This window comes from Brevundimonas sp., from assembly GCF_044239655.1.
Lineage (GTDB): Bacteria > Pseudomonadota > Alphaproteobacteria > Caulobacterales > Caulobacteraceae > Brevundimonas.
The window spans coordinates 1-13,867 of the sequence record NZ_JBIIAY010000023.1; the positions used below are offsets into that span (position 1 = coordinate 1).

At 70.3% G+C, this 13,867-nt stretch carries 12 protein-coding genes; 10 read left to right on the forward strand and 2 right to left on the reverse strand.

Translation table 11 applies throughout. The features are described 5' to 3' along the window. Positions 1-429: 429 nt before the first annotated feature. The 8 genes from ACILQR_RS04785 to ACILQR_RS04820 all read left to right on the forward strand — a co-directional run bounded on the left by ACILQR_RS04785 (position 430) and on the right by ACILQR_RS04820 (position 12,128). Positions 430-1,914, forward strand: a complete 1,485-nt coding sequence (locus tag ACILQR_RS04785) for a dicarboxylate/amino acid:cation symporter (RefSeq protein ID WP_395650342.1) — start codon at positions 430-432, stop codon at positions 1,912-1,914. Positions 1,915-2,019: 105 nt separating this feature from the next. Continuing rightward, positions 2,020-2,550, forward strand: a complete 531-nt coding sequence (locus tag ACILQR_RS04790) for a hypothetical protein (protein WP_395650343.1) — start codon at positions 2,020-2,022, stop codon at positions 2,548-2,550. Continuing rightward, complete coding sequence (locus ACILQR_RS04795) at positions 2,547-4,067, forward strand: hypothetical protein (protein WP_395650344.1); 1,521 nt, start codon at positions 2,547-2,549, stop codon at positions 4,065-4,067. The genes ACILQR_RS04790 and ACILQR_RS04795 overlap by 4 nt, the downstream gene beginning before the upstream one ends. Continuing rightward, positions 4,064-5,692 (forward strand): hypothetical protein, encoded by a 1,629-nt coding sequence (locus ACILQR_RS04800; RefSeq protein WP_395650345.1) that lies wholly within the window; start codon positions 4,064-4,066, stop codon positions 5,690-5,692. Before ACILQR_RS04795 ends, ACILQR_RS04800 begins: the two co-directional genes overlap by 4 nt. Further along, positions 5,689-6,342 (forward strand): hypothetical protein, encoded by a 654-nt coding sequence (locus tag ACILQR_RS04805; protein ID WP_395650346.1) that lies wholly within the window; start codon positions 5,689-5,691, stop codon positions 6,340-6,342. The genes ACILQR_RS04800 and ACILQR_RS04805 overlap by 4 nt, the downstream gene beginning before the upstream one ends. Positions 6,343-6,349: 7 nt before the next feature. Next, positions 6,350-9,175 (forward strand): hypothetical protein, encoded by a 2,826-nt coding sequence (locus ACILQR_RS04810; RefSeq protein WP_395650347.1) that lies wholly within the window; start codon positions 6,350-6,352, stop codon positions 9,173-9,175. Then, on the forward strand, positions 9,172-11,781 hold the full coding sequence (locus tag ACILQR_RS04815) for a penicillin-binding transpeptidase domain-containing protein (RefSeq protein WP_395650348.1): 2,610 nt from the start codon (positions 9,172-9,174) through the stop codon (positions 11,779-11,781). Before ACILQR_RS04810 ends, ACILQR_RS04815 begins: the two co-directional genes overlap by 4 nt. Before the next feature lie 95 nt (positions 11,782-11,876). Then, a complete protein-coding gene (locus ACILQR_RS04820) occupies positions 11,877-12,128 on the forward strand; it encodes a hypothetical protein (RefSeq protein ID WP_395650349.1) in 252 nt (83 codons plus the stop codon). Here ACILQR_RS04820 and ACILQR_RS04825 read toward each other — a convergent pair. Continuing rightward, a complete protein-coding gene (locus tag ACILQR_RS04825; RefSeq protein WP_395650350.1) occupies positions 12,125-12,880 on the reverse strand; it encodes an SDR family NAD(P)-dependent oxidoreductase in 756 nt (251 codons plus the stop codon). The genes ACILQR_RS04820 and ACILQR_RS04825 overlap by 4 nt on opposite strands. Before the next feature lie 69 nt (positions 12,881-12,949). Between ACILQR_RS04825 and ACILQR_RS04830 the strand changes: the two genes are divergently transcribed. Beyond that, positions 12,950-13,204 (forward strand): CopG family ribbon-helix-helix protein, encoded by a 255-nt coding sequence (locus tag ACILQR_RS04830; protein WP_395650351.1) that lies wholly within the window; start codon positions 12,950-12,952, stop codon positions 13,202-13,204. Continuing rightward, positions 13,201-13,518 (forward strand): type II toxin-antitoxin system RelE/ParE family toxin, encoded by a 318-nt coding sequence (locus tag ACILQR_RS04835; RefSeq protein WP_395650352.1) that lies wholly within the window; start codon positions 13,201-13,203, stop codon positions 13,516-13,518. Before ACILQR_RS04830 ends, ACILQR_RS04835 begins: the two co-directional genes overlap by 4 nt. Here ACILQR_RS04835 and ACILQR_RS04840 read toward each other — a convergent pair. Continuing rightward, positions 13,512-13,862 (reverse strand): VOC family protein, encoded by a 351-nt coding sequence (locus ACILQR_RS04840; RefSeq protein WP_395650353.1) that lies wholly within the window; start codon positions 13,860-13,862, stop codon positions 13,512-13,514. The genes ACILQR_RS04835 and ACILQR_RS04840 overlap by 7 nt on opposite strands. Positions 13,863-13,867 lie beyond the last annotated feature (5 nt).

Consider the following 13,867-nt stretch of genomic DNA (forward strand, 5'->3'; position numbering starts at 1 on the left):
GCCCGGTCGAAACCGGACCTCGGAGCTCGCCAGGGCTGACCAGGGACGAGGCCTCGACCGCCCCGCTCCACACACCCCCGCCGCAACAAGATCGCAAGGCCTTGCGCCCTTCCCCGCGACGGGACGAAGGGCAGTATAGCCGCGTGGGATACCTGGGCGCGTTTGAGAGATCGAGAAATCTGCAATCCGTTGCGGGGCAAGGGATTGGTGGCTCGAAGTTTGATAGTTCGAGGCTTCGGACAAGCCGGGTTCACCTCCCCGCGCGCCTTCGCGCACGGAAAGGTGAGTTAGGACACGGGCCATTTCGTCACGGCGCAGACGGAGCGCAGCGCCTGTCGTGGGTCGTAGCGCCAGCGATCCTGTTGAAGGCGCTGGATATCCCGGCGGTGGGACTGCACACTCGGCCCTGATCGATAGACGGATATCCCCATGAAGCGACCGGCCAAGCCTGCTGCGGACACGCCCACGCCTCGTCGCCGCAAGGTCGCTACGACCCCGGCGGTGACGGCACCCGTCACGGCGGCACCGGCCAGTGAGGATGTCGTCGAGGCCCGTCCGGTCAAACACCCCTTCTATCGCCACCTGTATTTCCAGGTGCTGATCGCCATCGCGCTGGGGGCGCTGATCGGGCATTTCTGGCCGAGCACGACGGGGCCGAACGGGGAGGCGATCGCGGGGTTCGGCGAGCAGCTGAAGCCGCTGGGCGACGCCTTCATCCGGCTGGTCAAGATGATCATCGCGCCGGTGATCTTCCTGACCGTGGCGACGGGGATCGCGCATCTGAGGGACCTGGCACGGCTGGGCCGGGTGGTGGGCAAGGCCTTCGCCTATTTCCTGACCTTCTCGACGCTGGCGCTGATCGTCGGGCTGATCGTGGCCAATCTGGTCAAGCCGGGCGCCGGCATGAACATCGACCCGGCCAGTCTGAACGCCGGGGCGGTCGCCGCCTATGCGGACAAGGCGCACGACACCTCGATCGTCGGCTTCCTGATGAACATCATCCCCGAGACCGTGGTCGGGGCGTTCGCGGGCGGCGAGATCCTGCAGGTGCTGTTCTTCTCGGTCCTGTTCGGGGTGTCCCTGGCCATCATCGGGGACCGGGCCCAGCCGGTGCTGACCGTGCTGGAAAGCCTGTCGGACGCCATGTTCAAGCTGGTGGCCATCCTGATGAAGGCGGCGCCGATCGGGGCGTTCGGGGCCTTTGCCTTCACCATCGGCAAGTACGGGATCGAATCGGTGGTCAACCTGGCCGCCCTGGTGCTGACCTTCTATCTGACCGCCGCCGTGTTCGTGGTCGTGATCCTGGGGACCGTGGCGCGGCTGAACGGGTTCTCGATCTTCAAGCTGATGCGGTATCTGAAGGAAGAGCTGCTGCTGGTGCTGGGCACCTCGTCGTCCGAGGCGGCCCTGCCCAGCCTGATCCAGAAGATGGGCGCGGCGGGGTGCGACAAGTCCGTGGTCGGGGTGGTCGTGCCGACCGGATATTCGTTCAACCTGGACGGCACCAATATCTACATGACGCTGGCGGCGCTGTTCATCGCCCAGGCGTGCGGGGTCGAGCTGACGCTGGGCGAGCAGATACTGCTGCTGGCGGTGGCGATGCTGAGCTCCAAGGGGGCGGCGGGCGTGACGGGGGCGGGGTTCATCACCCTGGCGGCGACGCTGGCGGTGGTGCCGTCGGTGCCGGTGGCGGGGATGGCGCTGATCCTGGGCGTGGACCGGTTCATGAGCGAGTGCCGGGCCCTGACCAACTTCATCGGCAATGCCGTGGCGACCATCGTCGTGGCGCGCTGGGAGAACGAGCTGGACCGCGACGCGCTGGACGCCGCCCTGAACGGAACGCCCAGGCCTTTGGCCGCACAGCCCGACCCGAAGGCGGGGCCGGGCGACGACACGGCCGTGGTCGCCGACTGAGGCGCAAAGCCGCTTGCCGGTCTTGCGCGGCGCGTCATACCTTCGCCACGAGCGGCCTGTCAGCATCGGCCCGTCGAGTGAGCCGCGAGGCTGAGGGGGACCACGATGAGCCAGGTCGAGACCGGACACGCCGTGAGCGACGCCGAGGACCTGGACGGGTTGCGGGCCGATCTGGCGCGGCTGATCCTCAATGAGGCAGGGCAGGCGGTGGCGCGCGATCCGGGTCTGGCGTTGTCGGCGGCCCTCGTGCAGGCCGTGGATCGCCGGACGGCGCAGGCGGCGCGGGAGATCGAAAGCCGGACGCCTTCGGCCGAAGCCCTGGCCGACGCCGTGCTCGACGCCGTGGGGCCTGAGCTGATCCGGATCGCGCGGGCGGCCGGAGCGGGGCAGACGGCGGGTCTGGGCGGGCGGTCGTCCCGGATGACCCTGATGATCGGGGCGGGGGTCGCCGTTCTGGCCGCGATCCTGCTGTTCGTCGGCGGGTTCGTGACGGCCAGATTGCTGCCGGACAGGGCGGTGCCGGCGGCGGTCGCGGCGGTGCCGAGCCCCGTCATCGATCCGGCCGCCGTGCCGGGCCAGACGCCGCAGGCCCCGGTTGACGGGGCCCCGCCGCCCGTCTCGGGGCCCGCACAGTGAGCGACTATCCGACGCTGAGCATCGGGCCGCGCGACCGGGGGCGGTCCTATGGGGTGCTGCATCATTCGCTGGAGGCCGACGATTTCGCCAGGGCGCGGCCCCGGCTGGAGGATTTCGCCCTGGCCCTGGCCGCATGGGCTGATCTGGGCCTAAGCCGGTTCGTGGCGCTGACGCCGCTGGAGGGCCCGGGCGGTCCGGCGGTGCTGTGGCGGGCCCGCTTCATCGGGGCGGGGGAGCTGGGCAGTATCGCCGTGGCAAACGGCCTGTTCCTGTCAGAGGCCGAGGTCGCGCGGCTGGGTGGGCAGGCGCATCGGCTGCTGGGTGGCCTGCCGGAGCCGGACGGGAGTCCGTTCGGGGTGACGCGTCTGTCGATCGGCGGGTTGTCGGCGAGGGGGCCTGAGGCGCTGCCGGCATTCGGGCTGGAGTGGCGGGATCAGGTTCTGGACCTGACTGACGACGCCGATCCCGAAACGGTCGTCGTCGCGGCGCTGGACGGGATTTCGCCGCGCGTACAGCAGGCGCGGATCGACGGCTGGGCGACCACAGGCGCGCTGCGGGGCTCGGGTGCTTTCGACCCGGAGGCGGCGTTCAGGCTGATCGTGCGACCCCGGTCCGAGCCGAGAGAGCCTTGGCGGGTCGAGGGGGTGGACCGGGCGGTGGTCGAGGTGAGCGGCGGGCGGGTCGTCGCTCCGCCACAGACGGAGCCGGCGTCGTGGCGCGCCTGGCAGGCGGTGGCGGCGGTCTCACCGGCGATCGATACGGGCTGGAAGCCGGCGTATCAGGCCCTGTCGCCCGATCGGGCGGCGGCCCTGGCGATCCTGCAGTTCGCCGCGCCCATGGCGGCACCGGATCGGCTGGCGCTGATTTCGCGGGTCGTGAGCGGTGTCCCGGCCGGCGGCGAGGTCGGCGAGGCGGTGCGCAGGGCGGCGGGTCAGGCCCTGGTCCGGCTGGCGGCGGCGGCCGACGCGCTGGGAACGGGCGACGCCTATCTCGAAGCGGGGCTGACCGATCTGACCCTGGGAGATGCGGTGGCGCGTGAGGTGGTCGAGGCGGCCCCGATCGAGGCGCTCGCGCGACTCGGGTCGGCGGCGACGGCGCGCGCGCTGGAGGTCGGGCTGATCGACCGGGTCGCGGCAGACCCGGCGACGGTGTCGGCGCTCGGTCCCGACCTGGCCATGGCGATGCTGGGCAAGGTTCTGGGTCGGCCCCGGCTGGAGGGCGAGACGCGGGCGCTGGCCGTCAGCCTGATCCGGCGTCTGTCAGGGGGCGAGCCCTTGTCCCGGCGTTATGCCGCCGCCGGGGTCGCGGCCCTGATGGAGCGACCGGCGGATGCGGTGGACGTGGGTCTGGCCAGGGTCGAGATCGCCGGACTGGTCCGGGATCATCCGCGCATCGATCGCGCCGCCTACGCTGAGCGGGCCCTGCGTCCGGTACTGAAACAAAAGACGACGTTGACGCGGCCTGCCTTCATCGAGGGCCTGCGCGCCGTCGCCCTGATCCTGGAGCCCGCCGTATGAGCGTCTGCGAAAGCCATGGCCGGTACGAGGCGGCCGACGGCGAATGTCCGCAGTGTCGCCGGGAGCGTCAACGCGCCGAGGCGGTGGATCGGCTGCTGGGCGTGACGACCGAACCGGCGGTGCGGGTCGAGGTCCCTGCCGTGGAGGTCGCTCCCGTGCCTGAGCCGTTGCCGGTGGAGGCAACGCTCGTGCTCGTAGAGCCGAAGCCAAGTCCCGAGCCTGAACCTGAGCCGGAGCCGACAGTCGAGCCTGTCTCCGTCGAGGTGGCACCTCCCGCGCCTTCGGCCGAAGAGGCTGCGCGTATTCACGATGAAATCCGCAAGCTGACGGCCGATCTGGACCCCGCGCCGGTCATCACGCCCAGTTTCGCTGAGCCGGTGGACGCGACTGCCGATGCGACGCTCGCGCTGGCCGAGGTGGCGGCATCGGATCCGGTCGTCGCTGATCCCTCAGACGATGCGGCGGTGCTGGAGCGGTTCAACCGGACCCTGGCCGAGGCCGGTCCGTCGGGGGCGGCCCCCCGCGTCGTCGAGCCCGAAATGTCGGCCGAGCGAATCCAGGAGCTGATCGACAAAAATGCCAATGTCGTCGGCCTGCTGGGCTTTCCCGGCGCGGGCAAGACCTGGTTCCTGAACCGGCTGAAGTTCGAACTGTTCACCTCGCGCGACGACCGGCACGAGGCCATCCCGCCCCATGCGGCGCAGTGGGACAATGTCGGGCGGACAAATGGGGTCAGCGAGCATTTCTTCCGCTCGACCCGGCATGACGCGCCGTCGTCCTTCTATGTGATCGACATCCCGGGGGAGCGGTTCATCTCCCTGGCCGAGGGGCGGTTCCTGGGGCGGGAGCGGGAACTGCTGGCGCTGAAGGCGTGCAAGGCCCTGATCATCGTCGTGCCGGCCGACGAGGTTCTGCTGGGCGAACGGGCCAGCGCCCTGTTCTCTCGACCGGGCGGGAATGACGCGCCGAGCGATCAGGAGCGACAGGCGCGAGCCCTGGCGGCCGACAATCCCCGGCTGGAGCGGTTCACGGCCCATATCGCACAGCTGAACGTGGTCCTGTCGTTGCTGAGCCACGGGGTCGAGGTCGGCAAGATCGCGGCGATGACGTCGGAGGATCTGATCCGGCATCTGGACTCCGACGCCTACAAGCCCTCGTCCAAGCCGGTGTTTGTGGCCCTGTCCAAGGCCGATGTGATCGAGGCCCAGGCGGTGGCGAGCCAGGCGGAAGGCGACGGTGCGTCGGGGTCGGTGCTGGACCTGCTGTACGCGGGTGCGCCCGCCGACATCGAGGCCTTGCAGGAGTTCGATCGCGACCCGGAGGAGATCGTCGATCGCTATCGTCCGGCTCTGGCCAGCGCGGTCGGGGCGTTCAGGTGGAGCAAGTTCGACTTCGTGACCGCGTTCCGGGGCCATGGCGACGGCGGGGCGGCGGGGACGGTGGTGGACTATACGCTGGGGCGGCGCGGGGTGGCTGCGGTGCTGCGCTGGATGGAGTGGGCGCGGGCGTCCGACACCGACCTGACCGAGGCCGATTGGCGCGCGATCGGGGCGGCGCGGGCGCTACGGCGGTTCCGCAATCAGGGGCGACTGCGCAAGGTCCGTCGCGGGGATCAGTTTCGATGAGCGGGCGGGGGAATGATCCGGTGAGCCGGGGGCGGCGGTGGCTGATCGACACCGTTCTGATGCGCGCCGATGCGCGGCCGGAGATGGGGGCGGCGGCTCTGGGCGCGGTTCTGGTGCTGGTGGTCGCGGCGATCCTGTTCGGGGCGTTCCCGGGCGAGGGTGCGCAGGGTCCGGTGGACTTCGAGCGGGCCGAGGCGGGGCGGGGCGCGGACAGGCTGGCCCCGCGCGCCTTCCTCGATACGTCGGACGAGCCGTCGCCGGCCGTGCTGCAACCGGTGCTGTCGGCGATCAATACGGGGCGGGATTTCGCGGCACCCGAGGGGCTGTTCCGGACGGCCGAGGCGCGTGAGTGGCTGGATGAAAACCTGTGCGCGGTGACGGCGCGGCGGACGGGGGACGAGCGGCGGGCCCTGGTCTGGTATCTACGGGAACACGCCGACCTGTGCCGAGGCGCGGGCAGGGCGATGATCCTGGCCCCCATGGCCGTGACCCTGACGCCGATCGGATCGGCGATCCTGTCGCTGGCGCTGCTCGTGGGGCTGACTGGCGTGGTGATCGGCGGGGCGCGGTTCCTGCGGCGGGTGCGGCGGGCCTATCGGCGGCTCTATGTGTCGGAGCATCGGGCCGACCATCTGGAGGCCGAGGGGTGAGCGCCGGATGACCGGAGCTCTGGTCGCTGCCGCCCTGGGGTTGCTGGCCTGGCTGATCTGGTCGGGGTCGGGCCAGACGTCAGGACAGCCTGCGCCGCTGTCGGGACGGGTCGCGGTGCTGGGGGTGCTGGTCGCCCCGGCCATCGTGCTGATCGCGATCGGCAGCGCGGTGCTGATCGACCGCGCTGGAGGCCAGACGGCGCGGTTCGGCCAGATTCGGCTGACGCTGGAGAGTCTCGACCTCGGCGGGCGCGGCGACCGGCTGACCATCGGCGGCGGGCCCGAGGACGGGTTGGTCGTCGAGGGTGCTCCGGCGGGGCTGGCGTCGTTGCGGCCGGTCTCGGCGGGTCCGGGCGGTGAGGGCATCGCTGAACTGATCGTGCGGCCGCTCACGCCAAGGGACGAGAACGTCTCTGTGGTCTCGATCAACAAGGATTTCGTCGGGTCGGAGCCGTTTCCGAGGGGCAGCGCCCTGTGCGTCGGTGCCTGTGACGGGCCGGGTGCGCGCTGGCGGGTGCTGAGCCGATCCGGCGCGGTGCGGTTCCAGCCAGGTCGGCTCGATGCCGAAGGCCGGGTCGAGGTCGCCGAGGACGGCGCAGGGGACGGCGAAACCTTCCCCAGACGCGAGCCCTTTCCCTTCATCGCAGCGCCCCGGCCGTGGCGGGCGTCGCAGGCCGTCTATCCGGTCGAGCGGTATCTGGAGGCGGATGCGGCGGCGGGACGGCTGAGGTCTGTGCTGTATCAGCAGGGCGGATGGCGCGGGGCGGACTGGCGGTTGTTGGCGCTGGACCCGCAGCTGTGGATCGCCCTTCCGGGAGAGGCGCCGCGCCGTGTCGAAGGCGAGACGAACCGGTCGAACGGCCGGACGGTCGCGGTGCCGTCGGAATCGACGGTGACGATCTGGGACGTGCGGACCTACGGGTTTTCGCAGGCCGGTCAGCCGGCGGGGCGGTTGCAGGAGCGGCGGGCGCTGGAGGTGACGGCGCAGGGGCGCGGAATCTCGGTTCGGCTCCAGACCCCGGCGACCGAGGTGGTGGCGACCTGTCCGACCAACGGGCGGCTGACCACGGCGGACATCCGCTATCCGATCCTGGGCGGGCCGGTGGCGGCGGGGCTGGACCAGCACCCGACCCTTCCGCGCGCGGCGAGCTGTGCGCGGTTCCAGTCCAGCGTCATCAAGGGAGAGGGCGGTGTCGCGCCGACCTTCACCATGGCCCGGTTCGGGGCACCCTGGTCGCTGGTGGTGCTGATCCTGGCCTGGACCGGCGGGGTGCTGTGGCTCCAGCGCGGCGTCTGGACGGATCGGGCGGTCCACTGGTCGCTCTATTGCGTGTTCCAGACCCTGCTGGCGCTGCGGTTCGTGATCGCGGTGTCGGGGGCGGCGGCCGATCCGGAGACCTTGGCACCCGGCCGGCTGATCGGCGAGGCGGCGATCGCCTATGTGGTGTTGCCGGTTCTGTTCGTGCTGCTGGCCCCGCCGAAGGAGGGACGCAGGCCATGGGCGGTGGGGCTGGGTCTGTTCGCGGGCGTGGCCCTGGTGGTCGGCGGGCTGTACGGCGCGCCGGTGACGGCGGAGGGCGGTCTGGCGGGCGCGGTGCCGGGCGGGCTGGCCCTCGTTGGAGGTGTGCTGGCGATCCTCGGCGCGGCGGTGGTCGGATTCTGGCCGGTTCGAGCCACGGCAGATGCAGATGCCGAGACCGGGACGGAAGCCGGAGCCGAAGGCGGCCCTGAAACGACCCGGACCTGGCCCATTCTGTTCGGAGCCGCCGCAGCGATGCGGGCGGTTCTGGGGTTCCTGTCGATCAAGGAGCGGATTCCCGGTCTCGGGTTCGCGGTCAGCGTGATCTATACGCCGGCGATGATCCTGGGGTTCTCGGGGCTGCTGGCCGAGGCCTTGCGGGCGGATTCCCGGCGTCTGAAGCGGCTGGGACTGGTGTTCGCAGGCCTGTTGTTCGTGATGCTGGCGGTGCTGCCGGGACTGGTCAAGGACAACGGCTATGTGATCGTGGCCCTGCCGATCGCGGGGATGGCGGCCTGGGTGGCATGGAGCCGGTTCGGGCGCGATCTGCCGCTGCGGACGCGGATGATCTGGTCGGCACCGGCGGCGGGGCTGGCGGCGCTGCTGCTGGGCGTGCTGGTCGCGGGGGCATTCTCGCTGGGTTTCGCCGAGAACCGGGAACGCAACATCGCCCAGGCCCGCGACGCGGTCAGCGACGCCCCGGCGCTGAAGATCCTGGAACAGGCGGTGGACGAGGACCCGACCCTGCTGCGGGTGTGGATGCGGCTGGATCCCGAGCGGCTGCTGCGGTCGGGGGCCAGCGAGGCCGAGGACCTGCGGGTCATCTCGCGCCAGTTGTCGGGGTACACCGACACATTGTTCGGGCGAGGATACCTGACGCCCGCCAATCTGACGGTGCTGAGGCCGGTGCATCTGAATGATAACCTGTCGGCCATCCATCTGATCTCGCCGTTCGGGCGGGTAACGGCGGCGGCGCTGCTGATCCTGCTGGCGGTCTTGCCGGTCGCCCTGGCGCGGCGGACGCGACGCGAGGGTGTGCCACGCGGTCGCTATGAGATCGCGGGTTTCATGGCGCTGTGGGTCGTGTTCGGGGTCGATGCCTATATCGTGCTGGCCAATCTGCAGCTCGTGCCGTTCACGGGACGCAACGTCTATCTGCTGGCGGCGGCGTCGGACAGCGACCTGCTGGAGGGGACGATCCTGATCGTGCTGGCCTATGTCGGGATCGCCGGGCTGTGGGCCAGGGACGCCTTCGCCTGGGAGGCGGGGCTGGAGCGGATGGTGCGACGGCTGCGGCCGGGGCGGGCGTCATGAGTCGGTCGCGCATTCCGAAAGCCCGGATGACCCTGCCGTCGCTGAAGGCGATGCGGGTCTCATGGGGCGGTGCGCTTGGCGCTCTTCTGGTGCTGCTGATCTGCGTCGCGCCCCAGGTTCTGGCCGTGACCAATCCGGTCCCGCGTGTGGCGGGTGGTATGGCGGCGGGCGGGGGCGATGAGCGGGCGGAGGGGTATAACGCCCTGATCGACGATCTGGTGGTGGCGCGCGGCTGGCTGGAGATGCGGGCGACGGGCGACGGCTATGCGGTGGTCGAGTCGCCGCTGGCCCCCACCGATCCGGTCTGGCAGCGGTTCAAGCGCGAATCCTATCTGTTCGGCGACCTTAGAGCGCCCGAGCGGTGGCGGGTATCGGACTATCGGATTCAGCGCGACGGGCGCGAGACCATCGAGATCGTCGGCATCGACCCCTCGGCCCATCAGGTGGCGGGGCCGTTCAATGCGCCGGACAGCTGGCGCGGGGGCCTGCTCTATCGGCCGGGCACGGCGCGGGTCGTCGGCCTGACCCGGCAGGTCGCGGAGGCGGGTACGGGGCCGGGCCGCGAGCGGCCGATGCGGTTCCGGCCCAACGGTCGCGACGGCACGGTCGAACTGTTCGGCGAGACGCCGGCGACGGCGGACGCGGCCTGGCGATACCGGTTCCGGGCGACGAAGGCGGGCTGTGTCGGCGAGGTGGCCAGTGTGATGCGGATCGGCACCGACCTGCGCGGCGACGCCCTGGTGCGCTTGCGAGCCCATCCCGAATGTCGGCTGGCGGTGCGGATCGGCGGCAGATTGCAGACGGCCGACGGGGTGGCCTATGCGCGGTTGCGGGCCGGCGAGACCCTGACTTTCGAGGCGGCGGGACCGGGCGGCGCGACGCTGCGGGACGCCTATGACTACGGCGGGGCCAATGAGGCGATCTCGCCAGCGCCCGTGCCGGGGGCCAGGCGGACGCGGGCCTGGGGGCTGGACGCCTTCAGCCGGGGGGTGGAGACATTGGTGGCCGGTCGGCCGGGTCTCGGCGATATCGAGACGACGCTGGACGCACGGTTGCAGGACGCGGCCGAGACGGTGCTGGGGCCGCCGGGGCGGTTGCTGAATGCGGCGGGCCTGCCGGCGCGGGCCTCGATCACCCTGATGGACGCCAATACGGGCGAGGTGCTGGCCATCGCCAGCCGGCCGCAGCGACCGCCCGACGCCTCGATCTTCACCCGGGCGGGGATGGACGACCGCAATCACAATTTCACCGCCCAGCCGGTCGGGTCGGTCGCCAAGGCGCCGATCACCATGGCGATCCTGCAGGCCCACCCGGAACTGGCGGGGCTGAAGCTGACGGCCATGGGCGACTTCAAGCGGGTGGTAGGGGTCGAGGCACCGTTCCGGGACACGGTCTCTGGCGATCTGGACATGGTCAGCTTCCTGGCGCGGTCCAGTAACCGCTACGCCGTGGGGTTGATGCTGCTGGCGCTCAGCGATCAGCCGGCGGTGCCCGATCCGGCGCTTGTGGACGGGTCGGACTGTTATGCGATCGGAGTGACGCGGCTGTGTCGGCCGCCGGTGATCGAGACCATGCGGCCGATCGGGCCCTCCGGGCCGGACGGCTATCGGCTGGAGGGACGCACCGGGCCGCCGCTGGCCTGGGGCGTGACGATGAACGACCTGTTCGGCGTCCTGACCGAGTTCGAGGCGGGCGGGGCGACGTCGTCGGCTAATCTGTGGCCCGGTCTGGCGCAGACGCCGAAACAGGGGGCGGGGTGGATCTTTCTGGAGGAGGGCAACCTGGGCCTGAACGACCTGGTCGATCTGCACCGCGACTATCTGATGAGCATACTGGGCGGGAACCGGACGCGGTGGTCTTCGATCAAGGTGGCCGAGATGGTGTCGCGAATGGTGACGCGGCGGCCGGTCAACGCGCGGCTGACCCAGCCGGACCGCCTGCCGCCACCCGCCGTGCGCACGGTCGCCCATCCGGCGGAGTGGGATCTGGTGTTGCAGGGGATGGAGGCGGTGACCGGCCGCGATCCGGCGGTGCGGGGGACGGCGGCCCGGTTGCGACCCAGCCTGCCGCCCGGCGATTATCGCGTCTTCGCCAAGACCGGGACGCCGACGCTCGAGATCGGGGTGGCACCGTCGCCGGCGCGGGCGGCGGCCGTGCGGCTGGCTGAGCGGCAGTGCGGCCTGACCTGGGACCCCGATAGCCGCAGGATCGCCGCGCCGACGACGATGCGTCCGGTCTGCGCCGACATCGCCGGCCAGGCGGGGGCGCGGGCAAGCCTTGATGCGGCGCTGAGAGCCATGTCGCCGGCCTATCGCAGCCGGATCGATCGCGACCTGCTGACCCGGCCACACGCCGTGGCCGACCTGACGCTGGAGGCGGCCTCTGCGGTCGGGGTGGGGCACGGGATCGCACTGGTAATCGGCCGCTATCCGTCCGCCGTGGCGGCGGCGAAAGCCGTGCCCGGTGTGCCGCCGGAGCGGGCGCTGGCCATCGTCATCAATCTGGAGAGCCATGACGGCGAGGCACCGGCGACGGACATGGCCGGGGCACTGCTGGCCTCGCCGGTGGTCCGGGCCTGGCTGGCGCAGGAGGCAACCGCGCCATGAGTCGGGGCAGTCGCGTGCCGAAAGGCCAGAGGTCCGGTTCGAGGTCCATGCCGACCGGGTGGGGCCGGCTCGCGCCCGTCGTCGGACTGTGTGCCGTGGCGCTGATCTCCGCCGTCATGGCGTTTGGCGGTCGCGGCGGGGTCGAGGCGGCGTCCGGCGCGGCCTGTGTCACCGATGCGGTCCCGGGGCAGTTCGAGACCTGGACCGCCTTCTTCCGGCGCTACCCGTTTGACGATGCCTTCGTGAAGGCGCGCATCGAGGCCGTGAATGGACCCAGGCCCGGCGAGGTCGTCACGATCCCGCTGGCCGGCGACGCGTCCTGCGGCAAGTCTCCTGATACCGACTAGATCAGGGCTGACACGGGCGGAGCGGTTTTCCAGTCCCTGAAGGCGACGGTCAGGGGCGGGGTCAGGTCGGGCCGGGCCAGTTCGACGATCAGAGGTCCGATCTCCGACGGATGGGGCAGGGTTTGTGGGTCTTCGCCCGGGAAGGCCTGGGCCCGCATCGCGGTGCGCATCCGGCCGGGATCGAGGACGGCGACGCGGATCGATGTGTTCTCTATCTCGTCGGCCCAGATCTTCATCATGATCTCGGCGCCCGCCTTGGTCGCGGCGTAGGGGCCCCAGAAGGCCTTGGGCACGGAGGTCAGGCTGGTGGTCAGGTGGATGACGCGGGCGGCGTCGGACTGGCGCAACAGCGGCTCCAGCGACCGGATCAGCCGATAGACGGCGGTCAGGTTGGTCTTCTCGATCTTGCCCCAGCCGCGTGGGTCCAGATGCGAGACCGGCGTCAGACCGGCGGCGCCGAGGGTCGCTGCCGTATGCACCCAGATGTCGAGCTTGACGAACCGCTCGAAGATCGCGCCGCCCAGCCGGTCGATGCCGCCACCGTCCACGAGGTCGAAGGGGACGAGCGTCGCGTGCTTGCCGGTCGCGGCATAGATGGCGTCATCCAGCTCTTCCAGCCCGCCCTGCGTCCGGGCCGTAGCGACGACGTGGGCTCCGGCTTTGGCGAGGGCCAGAGCGCTCTCATAGCCGATGCCGCGCGAGGCGCCGACGACGAGGGCGATACGGTCGGCGAGGGGAAGGGTCGAGGTCATCGCGGGGTCGTAGAAGTGGCGCGTGGGGCGGTCAATGTGTTACATTGTGTTCGTATCGGGAGATCATGGATGTCGAAGACCGCCACCTTGAACCTGCGGGTCAGTGAATCACTGAAGGTCAGGCTCGGCCAATATGCCGAGCGGACACATCGAACCCAGTCGGCCGTGACCGAGAGGGCGATGACAGCATTCCTGGACCAGGAGATGGAAATGCTTGAGGCCGTCGATAGATCGATGGAGGATTTCCGCGAGGGCAAGACAGTCAGCCATGAAGACGCCATGGCTCGCATTCGAGCGACCATCGAAAGACACCGGCCGCGATGAGAACGGTTCGTTGGTCGGAGGTTGCACTGGATCAGTTCGATTCGGCCATCGCCTATCTGACCGAGAAAAATGCCGTCGCTGCCGATCACCTCGCGGATAGGTTGGAGGAGACGGCGGTGGACATGGCCAGAAGACCCATCGGCAGGCCGGGCAACCGCGATGGAACGTACGAGAAGCTGGTGACGGGTACGGCCTACGTTCTGGTCTATTCCTTGATCGGCGGACCGGAAGGTGAGCTTTGGGTTCACCGCGTCTTTCACAGTTCGCAGAACTGGACGGGGTGGTCTCCGCTTCCCGACGAAGAGGTTCAGTAGCCTTCCGCCGCCTGCCACAGGCTGAAGCTGACGCCCTGGTCGTCGCAGACGACGCAGGACAGGCCGGTCGCGCTTTCGGCGGGAATCGCCGCCTTGCCGCCCAGTTCGGCGACGCGGGTGCAGGTCGCGTGGATGTCATCGACGCGGAAATACAGGTTGGGCTCGCTGGTCGGGCGTTCGGCCTTCACGAAGCCGAACGGCGGGTTGGAGCCGGCGACGTGGGCATAGGTCGATTTCGACGCGTCCTCGTCGAAGGTCCAGCCGAACAGGGCCCCGTAGAAGGCCCGGGCCTTACCGATGTCGGCGGTGTCTAGGGTGAAGTAACCGAGCTGGACCTGCGTCATGCAAG

Bases quoted from the DNA above. Each gene is read 5' to 3' on its own strand.
- ACILQR_RS04785 (WP_395650342.1), top strand. From the start codon at position 430: ATGAAGCGACCGGCCAAGCCTGCTGCGGACACGCCCACGCCTCGTCGC.
- ACILQR_RS04790 (WP_395650343.1), top strand. From the start codon at position 2,020: ATGAGCCAGGTCGAGACCGGACACGCCGTGAGCGACGCCGAGGACCTG.
- ACILQR_RS04800 (WP_395650345.1), top strand. From the start codon at position 4,064: ATGAGCGTCTGCGAAAGCCATGGCCGGTACGAGGCGGCCGACGGCGAA.
- ACILQR_RS04805 (WP_395650346.1), top strand. From the start codon at position 5,689: ATGAGCGGGCGGGGGAATGATCCGGTGAGCCGGGGGCGGCGGTGGCTG.
- ACILQR_RS04810 (WP_395650347.1), top strand. From the start codon at position 6,350: ATGACCGGAGCTCTGGTCGCTGCCGCCCTGGGGTTGCTGGCCTGGCTG.
- ACILQR_RS04815 (WP_395650348.1), top strand. From the start codon at position 9,172: ATGAGTCGGTCGCGCATTCCGAAAGCCCGGATGACCCTGCCGTCGCTG.
- ACILQR_RS04825 (WP_395650350.1), bottom strand. From the start codon at position 12,880: ATGACCTCGACCCTTCCCCTCGCCGACCGTATCGCCCTCGTCGTCGGC.
- ACILQR_RS04830 (WP_395650351.1), top strand. From the start codon at position 12,950: ATGTCGAAGACCGCCACCTTGAACCTGCGGGTCAGTGAATCACTGAAG.
- ACILQR_RS04835 (WP_395650352.1), top strand. From the start codon at position 13,201: ATGAGAACGGTTCGTTGGTCGGAGGTTGCACTGGATCAGTTCGATTCG.
- ACILQR_RS04840 (WP_395650353.1), bottom strand. From the start codon at position 13,862: ATGACGCAGGTCCAGCTCGGTTACTTCACCCTAGACACCGCCGACATC.